Annotated in this window: 7 protein-coding genes; 3 read left to right on the plus strand and 4 right to left on the minus strand. The window is 70.8% G+C overall.

Annotation, left to right across the window (positions count from 1 at the left end):
- Positions 1–677: MFS transporter (locus G6017_RS07805; protein WP_182616802.1), on the minus strand; the 677-nt coding region annotated here is incomplete at its 3' end.
- Positions 678–1,022: 345 nt separating this feature from the next.
- On the opposite strand from G6017_RS07805, the gene G6017_RS07810 reads away from it, so the two are divergent.
- A complete protein-coding gene (locus tag G6017_RS07810) occupies positions 1,023–2,897 on the plus strand; it encodes an N-acyl-D-amino-acid deacylase family protein (RefSeq protein WP_347237963.1) in 1,875 nt (624 codons plus the stop codon).
- Here G6017_RS07810 and G6017_RS07815 read toward each other — a convergent pair.
- Positions 2,858–4,279: an MBL fold metallo-hydrolase gene (locus G6017_RS07815; protein WP_182616804.1), complete on the minus strand. Its 1,422-nt coding sequence runs from the start codon at positions 4,277–4,279 to the stop codon at positions 2,858–2,860. The genes G6017_RS07810 and G6017_RS07815 overlap by 40 nt on opposite strands.
- Before the next feature lie 209 nt (positions 4,280–4,488).
- On the opposite strand from G6017_RS07815, the gene G6017_RS07820 reads away from it, so the two are divergent.
- Together G6017_RS07820 and G6017_RS07825 are read left to right on the plus strand one after the other, a co-directional pair.
- Complete coding sequence (locus G6017_RS07820) at positions 4,489–4,881, plus strand: PPOX class F420-dependent oxidoreductase (RefSeq protein WP_179526039.1); 393 nt, start codon at positions 4,489–4,491, stop codon at positions 4,879–4,881.
- Between the two features lie 133 nt (positions 4,882–5,014).
- Positions 5,015–5,590: a peroxidase-related enzyme gene (locus G6017_RS07825; protein ID WP_095718754.1), complete on the plus strand. Its 576-nt coding sequence runs from the start codon at positions 5,015–5,017 to the stop codon at positions 5,588–5,590.
- A 17-nt stretch (positions 5,591–5,607) separates the two neighbouring features.
- On the opposite strand, the gene G6017_RS07830 is transcribed toward G6017_RS07825, so the two are convergent.
- Together G6017_RS07830 and G6017_RS07835 are read right to left on the minus strand one after the other, a co-directional pair.
- Positions 5,608–6,348: a glucose 1-dehydrogenase gene (locus G6017_RS07830; RefSeq protein WP_182616805.1), complete on the minus strand. Its 741-nt coding sequence runs from the start codon at positions 6,346–6,348 to the stop codon at positions 5,608–5,610.
- 51 nt (positions 6,349–6,399) lie between these two features.
- Complete coding sequence (locus G6017_RS07835) at positions 6,400–7,476, minus strand: NAD(P)H-dependent amine dehydrogenase family protein (protein ID WP_179523749.1); 1,077 nt, start codon at positions 7,474–7,476, stop codon at positions 6,400–6,402.
- Between the last annotated feature and the right edge of the window lie 129 nt (positions 7,477–7,605).

The following is a 7,605-nucleotide window of genomic DNA, read 5'->3' on the forward strand; positions in this document are numbered from 1 at the left end:
GGTTCGACCCCGGCCGAGGCCTCGTACTCGCGGACGATCCGCTCGGCCTCGTCGACCCGACCCTTCGACTCCAGGAACCGCACCGACTCGGGTAGCCCGAACCGGATCACCAGCGCGTAGGCGGCGGGGACCAGCCCGATGGCCAGCGCCCAGCGCCACCCGTCGTCACCGGTCGGGACCACGAAGTACCCGATGAGCGCCGCCATGATCCAGCCGACGGCCCAGAACCCCTCGAGGATCACCACCACCCGGCCGCGGATCCGGCGGGGCGCGAACTCGCTGACCAGCGTCGACGCCACCGGCAATTCGGCACCCAGCCCCAGTCCCACGATGAAGCGCAGGACGATGAGCACGGCGATGCCGGTCGACAGTGCCGCCGCGCCCGTGGCCAGCCCGTAGACCAGCAAGGTCGCGGCGAAGACCTGGCGGCGACCGATCCTGTCGGCGAGCAGACCCCCCAGCGCGGCGCCGATCGCCATTCCGACGAACCCGATGGAGCCGATCCAGGACAGCTCGGTGGGGGTGAGCGCCCAGTGCACTGCCAGCGCGGCCATGACGAAGGAGATGAGGCCGACGTCCATGGCGTCCAGCGCCCAGCCGACCCCGGATCCGAGCAACAGCCTGCGGTGCTTGCGGGTGAACGGCAGGCCGTCGAGGCGCTCCGTGCGTGTGGTCATGCGCGACAACGCTACTCCCGGCCCGCGGGCGTCCCACTCGCGTGGCGACCGGCCGACACCTCGAGGCGGCGCCCTCCCGCGGGTGCCCCACGGCGCCCTCGGCGAGCCCTGCGGCGCCCTCCCGCCGGTGCCTCACGGCGCCCTCCGGCGAGTGGTCGCGAATCGCGCCTGAACCGGAAGGTCACCTCGGGGAACGTGAGCGGATGTGACCACGCAAGGAGACGGGCTCACCGGCGGACGGCGGCCGGGCGGCGCAGGGGAATTCGCGACGAGGTCTGGACTTGGACCAGCGTCCGGGTAGCCTGGTGAAGTATGTGTTTTGTGTCACAAACCAGGGAGTGCCTCGTGGACACCACTGATCACGCCAGCCCGGGCGGCGCCGACTTCGACATCGTGATCCGCGGCGGGACCGTCTACGACGGAACCGGCGCGCCGGGCGTCCGGTCCGACGTCGGGATCCGATCCGGCGTCGTCGCGGCGGTGAGCCCCGCCCCGCTCCCGATCTCGCCCGGCACCCGCGTCATCGAGGCCGGCGGCAGATGGGTGATGCCCGGATTCGTCGACACCCACACCCACTACGACGTCGAACTGCTGGTCTCCCCCGGGCTCGGCGAGTCGGTGCGGCACGGGGTGACCACCGTGCTCGTGGGCAACTGCTCCCTGTCCGGGGTCTACTCGGACACCGTCGACGTGGCCGACCTGTTCAGCCGCGTCGAGGCCCTGCCCCGGGACGCCGTCCTCGAGGCACTCGAGCGCACGAAGTCCTGGTCCGACCCGGCGGCATGGCGGCGCGCGGTCGAGGCCCTGCCGCTGGGGCCCAACGTGGCGAGCTTCCTCGGCCACTCCGACGTCCGCGCCTCCGTGATGGGCCTGGGCCGGGCGACCGATCCGGAGCACTCCCCCGGTCGGGAGGAGTTGCGCGAGATCGAACGGCGGGTGGACGAGGCCCTCGACCAGGGTTTCCTCGGGGTCTCCACCATGACCAACCCGTGGGACAAGATGGACGGCGACCGCTACCGCTCGCGGACCCTGCCCTCCACACACGCCTCGTGGAAGGAGTTCCGGCGCCTCAGCCGGATCCTCCGCCGGCGCGACCGGGTCCTGCAGGGCGTGCCGAACCTCAACACCAAGGTCGACGTGGCCTTCTACGTGGCCACCAGCACGGGACTCTTCCGCAAGCCGCTGCGGGTCTCACTCCTCGCCGCCGCGGACACCCTGGCCGAGCCGTGGGTCAACCGCATCTTCCGGCCGCTGGCATGGGTGGCCAACACTCTCGGAAGGGGCAGGTTCGTGTGGCAGCACCTGCCCACCACCTTCAAGGTGTGGGCCGACGGGATCGACCTGGTGGTCTTCGAGGAGTTCGGCTCCGGACGCGAGGCGCTACACCTCAAGGACGAGATGGCCCGCACCGATCTGCTCGAGAAGGGGGGCTACCGGCGCTGGTTCCGGCGGGACTTCGAGAAGCGGTTCAGCCCACGGGTGTGGCACCGCGACTTCGACGACGCCCTGATCGTGGCCTGCCCCGACGAGTCGCTGGTCGGCAGGACCGTCGGCGACGTCGCCCGCGCACGGTCACTGCACCCCGCTGACTGCTTCCTCGACCTGGTCGTGGAGCACGGCGCCGACCTGCGGTGGACCACCACCATCGCCAACGCGCGCGAGGAGGTCGCCAACCGGCTCGCGCGGACCCCGGGGATCACCATCGGCTTCTCCGACGCCGGGGCGCACCTGCGCAACATGGCCTTCTACAACTTCGGCGTCCGCCTGCTCGAGCGCGTGCACGAGGCGGATCGTCGGGGTACCCCGTTCCTGTCCGTCGAGGAGGCCGTGTTCAAGCTCACCGGAGAACTCGCCGACTTCTACCGGCTCGACGCCGGGCGGATCGCACCCGGGCGTCGAGCCGACGTGGTGGTGATCGACCCGGCCGGCCTCGACGGCGAGTCGCTGGACTACCACGAGGAGGCGATGCCGGAGCTCGGCGGCATCCACCGCATGGTCAACCGCAACGACCGCGCGGTGGCCGCCACGATCATCAGCGGCCACGTGGTGTGGTCCGACGGCGAGTTCGCCGAGGGGTACGGCCGACAGTTCTCGGCGGGACGGTTCCTTCCCGCCGGTGAGGCCGTGGGGCCGCGGCCGAGCTCGGACCTGCGGCCGAGTACGGACCCGCGGCCGGCCGGTCACTCGGTGGGCAGTCCGGCCTCCTCCCAGGCGGAATAGCTGCCCTCGAGTTCGGTGACGTCGTACCCGACGCTGCGCAGCGCGCTGGCCACGACCGAGCTGCGGGCACCCGACTGGCAGTAGGTGACGATCGTGCCCGGGTCGGGCAGCTCGTCACGCTCCCACATCACCTGGCCGCCGTGCAGCTGGGTGGCGCCGGGGACGTGGCCGTCGGAGTACTCGGAGGTGGCGCGGACGTCGAGCACCATGGCGTGCTCGTGGGCCTCCAGGGCATTCGGGTCCACGGTCTCCGGACGGAACGTGGGCAGTCCGTCGGTGGAGGTGACGTACCCGCGCGTGGAGTCGACACCCACTCGGATGACGTGGCGCCGCAGCTCGTCGGCCGCCTCGGCGTCCTCGGCGAGGAAGACCAGGCCGCGGGTGTCGGACTCCGGGTCGATGGCCCAGCCGGCGTAGGTGCCGGCCTGACCGGCCGGGAGGTTGATGGCGCGGTCGACGGTGCCGTCGTGGACGTCGTCGGCGGGTCGGGGGTCGACGACGACGAGGTCACCGGAGTCGATGCCGGAGGCCACCTCTTCCGCTGGCAGCTCGGGCAGGTCCGGAAGTGGATGGCCGAGGACGGAGGGGCCGTCCCGGTTCTGCCGCTTCATCCGCCCGAAGTAGGCCGGCGCGTCGGGTTGGCCGTCGAGGAGTTCGGAGATGAAGCCCTCCTCGTCGTCGTTCTCCACGTACTTCGGCCACCACGCGAACTTCCGCTCGTATCCCACCGAGCTGGACGGCAGCGCGCCCAGTGACTTGCCGCAGGCGGAGCCCGCGCCGTGGGCCGGGAACACCTGGACGTGGTCGGGCAGGGTCAGGAAGTGCTCGCGCAGGCTGGCGAACAGCTGCCCGGCGCTCTCGACGCGGGTGTCCGCTCCGGAGTCGTCACCGCCGGAGTCGCTGCCGCCGGCGGTCTCGTCGAGCAGGTCCGGTCGGCCCAGGTCACCGCAGAACACGAAGTCGCCGGTGAGTGCGTAGCCGGGTTCGTCGGCGAACGCGCCGTCGGTGACGAGGAACATCAGGTGCTCGGGCGTGTGGCCGGGGGTGTGCACGGCCTCGAGTCGGACGTTGCCGAGCTCGATGGTGTCGCCGTGGCGGAGCCGCTCGCCCTCGAAGCCGTAGCGCCAGTCCTCGCCGCCCTCGTCGGAGAGATACACGGTGGCGCCGGTGGCGGCGGCCAGCTCGCGGGTGCCGGACAGGTAGTCGGCGTGGATGTGGGTCTCGGTGACCGTGACGATGGTCATGCCGTGCTGGTCGGCCATCTCGAAGTAGGGCCTCAGGTCGCGGCTGGGGTCCACGACGATCGCCTCACTGCTGCTCTGGCAGCCGATGAAGTAGCTGGCGTGGGCCAGGTCGTAGTCATAGATGCGCTCGAAGAGCATGATGTGTGTCCGTTTCCGTGGGGAACAGGTACACACTCCACCGTAAAACCCTCGGGGGTATAGCGCCACCCCTCGGCGCGGACGACGCGCACACTGGACCGGAGTACCCGCCACCGACGAGAGGACCGCGCGCCGTGTCTGACTCACACCAGTCCGAATCGCACCAGCCCGAATCACACCCGTCCGAAGCACACCCGTCCGGCTCCCCGCTGACCGACGACCTGCGCCGCCTGCTCGCCCGGCCGAATCCGTGCGTCATGGCCACGCTGCGCAAGGACGGCTCCCCGGTGACCGTGCCCACCTGGTACCGGTTGGTCGCCGACCGCATCCACCTCAACCTCGACGCCGGCCGGGTCCGACTCCAGCACCTGCGGCGCGACCCGCGGGTGGCACTGTCCGTGCTGGACGCGGACGACTGGTACTCGCACGTGAGCATCCAGGGCCGGATCACCGAGATCGCCGAGGACCCGGACCTGGCCGGCATCGACGCGCTGTCCCGGCACTACACGGACCAGCCGTACCCGGTCCGCGATCGCGCCCGCGTCGACGTCTGGCTGGAGATCGAGCGGGTACACACGTGGGGGTCCGCGGCGCGATCCTGATCCGGCGGCGGGCGACGCGGCATAGCCTCTGGGCAGACCTCCAGCCCCTCCAGCCCTGAGCCCCTCCACTGCTCAGTTCCCCGCCCCTCAGCCCGGCGCCCCACCCGGGCGCCCCACTCCCCCGGAGCCGCACATGTCCGACCGATTCCCCCTCGCCGAGCTCGCCGATCTCCCCGACGACCTGCGGGAGCGCATTCTGACGGAGCAGGAGAAGGCCGGGTTCGTCCCCGAGGTGTTCCTGATGTTCGGGCGCCGCCCGGCGGAGTGGCGGGCCTTCTTCGCCTACCATGACGCGGTGATGGACCGCGAGGGCTCGAACATGTCCAAGGCGGACAAGGAGATGATCATCGTGACCATCTCCGCGCAGAACAACTGCCAGTTCTGCGTGGTGGCGCACGGTGCGATCCTCCGCATCGTCAAGAAGGACCCGTACCTCTCCGACCAGTTGGCCGTGAGCCATCACAAGGCCGAGCTGACCCCACGGGAACGCGCCATCTGCGACTTCGCCACCAAGGTGAACCTGCGGTCCGACGAGCTCGTCGACGCCGACTTCGCCGCGCTGCACGCGCACGGCCTGGACGACGAGGACGCGTGGGACATCGCGACGATCACCGGCCTGTTCGGGCTGAGCAACCGGGTGGCCAACGCCACCGACATGCGGCCGAACCCGGAGTTCTACCTGATGGGCCGAGCGCCGCGGGAGAAGTAGGCCGCCGCGGCCACGCCCTACAGCTGCTTGTGCGGGATCCCGTTGATGGTCCCGCCGTCCACCACGAACTCCGTGGCGGTGGCGTAGGAGGACTCGTCGGAGGCCAGGAACAGCACGAAGTTGGCTACGTCCTCGACGGTGCCCAGCCGGCCGAGGGGGATCGGGATCATGTCGTCCGGGATCCCCTCGGTGATCGGGGTGCGCACGAGGCCCGGGTGCAGCGAGTTGCAGCGGATGCCGTGCGGGGCGAGCTCGAGCGCGACCGATTTGGTGAGCCCACGGACGGCCCACTTGGCGGCCACGTACCCGTGAGCCCACGGCGTACCGCGCATTCCCTCGATCGACGAGACGTTGATGATCGACCCACCACCGGCGGCGATCATCGTCTCGGTGACGGCCTGACATCCGTAAAAGGTCCCCGTGAGGTTCACGTCCAGGATCTGCTGCCACTTGTCATGCCGGAACCTGTGCAGCTCGGCCCCGTTGGCGATCCCCGCGTTGTTGACCAACACATCGACCCCGCCCCAGTCGGCGACCGTCTCCTCGACGACGGCCTTCCACTGCTCCGCATCGGACACGTCGAGATGGCGGTAGCGCGCGCCCTCCCCCTGCTCGGCCGCCACGGCCTCGCCCTGATCGTCCAACACGTCGGTGAGCACGACCTTCGCGCCCTCCGCGACGAGCCGGCGCGCGTCGGCCTCGCCCATCCCCCGCGCGGCACCCGTGATGATGGCGACCTTGCCCTCGACCCGACCCATGACGACTCCCTCTACTCGTGAACAGCTGTGGTGACGACGTCGGTCGACGCGTCAGCGCGTACCGACGATGCCCGGCGCGCCGGTGAGCGGCAGATCCAGCGTCGTGGTCAACCCCGGCGCCGCGGCCACGACGGCGGGTACGGCGTTGACCACCCTGCCGACCCCGGCGAGGATCGCCGAGTAGTTGTGGTCGCCGTCCGCGCTCTGCGCGGCCAGGTCGAGGACGTACGACGGCTCGCCGATCACCTCGACGCGGTACGAGTGCCCCTCCTGGACCGCGTACGGCCAGTCCGGCCGCAGGTCGTCCCGGGTCCGGGTGACGTGTTCGACCACGATGACGGGCTCGCCCGCCACCATGCCGGTGATCTGGAAGCGGAACCCCGCCTGGGTGCCCTCGGCGATGGTGCAGGCCGCGACCTCGTAGGTCTCCGGGGCGGGTTCGCGCTCGACGTGTTCGGTGATCTCGTCCACCTCCACGCCCAACCCGGCGGCGAGCAGGTGGATCGACGCCCCCCACCCCGCCGTCAACACCCCGGGCAGGAACAGCAGCGGGGTCTGGTCGAGCGGGGTGCCGAAACCCATGACGTCGACCATCGACTCGGTGGAATCGTAGGTGGCGTAGTCGGAGAACTCGGTGCAGCGGACCTGGCGCACCTCGCGGCAGGTGCCGGTGATCGCGAGCGGCAGGAGGTCGTTGGTGAACCCCGGGTCCACGCCGGTGACGAAGAGGGTGGCACCGCCCTCCAGGGCCGCGGCCTCGAGCTTGGCGCGCGCGCTGTCGGGGACGCCCGCGGCGGGGTTGATGAGCGGAGTGGGCGCGGTGCCCGCCACGTTGATCCCGGCGGCGAGGTACTCGCGGATGTCGCGCGCGGCCTCCACCGGCCTGGTGTCGCTCATCGCGCAGTAGACCACGCAGTCGGGCGCCGCGGCCACGATGTCGGCCGCACTCGTGGTGGCGGTGACGCCCGTGTCCACCCCGAGACCGGCGAGCTCACCCGCGTCCCTGCCCGCCTTGTCCGCGGAGTGCACCCAGACGCCGACGAGCTCGAAGCGCGGGTCCTCGATGAGGTGGCGCAGGGCGATCGCCCCGGCGTTCCCCGTGGCGATCTGCGCGACCCGGATGGCCATGTGTCCCCTCCCGACCTGAGGCGGCGCGTGGTGACGCGTGCCTGTTCGCGGCGGACGCTACCAGAGCAGGCCGCCTGATCGGGGGGTTATCGGACACGTGACCGGACAGTTGTCCGGTCACGTGTCGGA

The organism is Dietzia sp. B44, assembly GCF_014145245.1.
Taxonomy (GTDB): domain Bacteria; phylum Actinomycetota; class Actinomycetes; order Mycobacteriales; family Mycobacteriaceae; genus Dietzia; species Dietzia natronolimnaea.

Bases quoted from the DNA above. Each gene is read 5' to 3' on its own strand.
- G6017_RS07815 (WP_182616804.1), bottom strand. From the start codon at position 4,279: ATGCTCTTCGAGCGCATCTATGACTACGACCTGGCCCACGCCAGCTAC.
- G6017_RS07825 (WP_095718754.1), top strand. From the start codon at position 5,015: ATGTCCGACCGATTCCCCCTCGCCGAGCTCGCCGATCTCCCCGACGAC.
- G6017_RS07830 (WP_182616805.1), bottom strand. From the start codon at position 6,348: ATGGGTCGGGTCGAGGGCAAGGTCGCCATCATCACGGGTGCCGCGCGG.
- G6017_RS07835 (WP_179523749.1), bottom strand. From the start codon at position 7,476: ATGGCCATCCGGGTCGCGCAGATCGCCACGGGGAACGCCGGGGCGATC.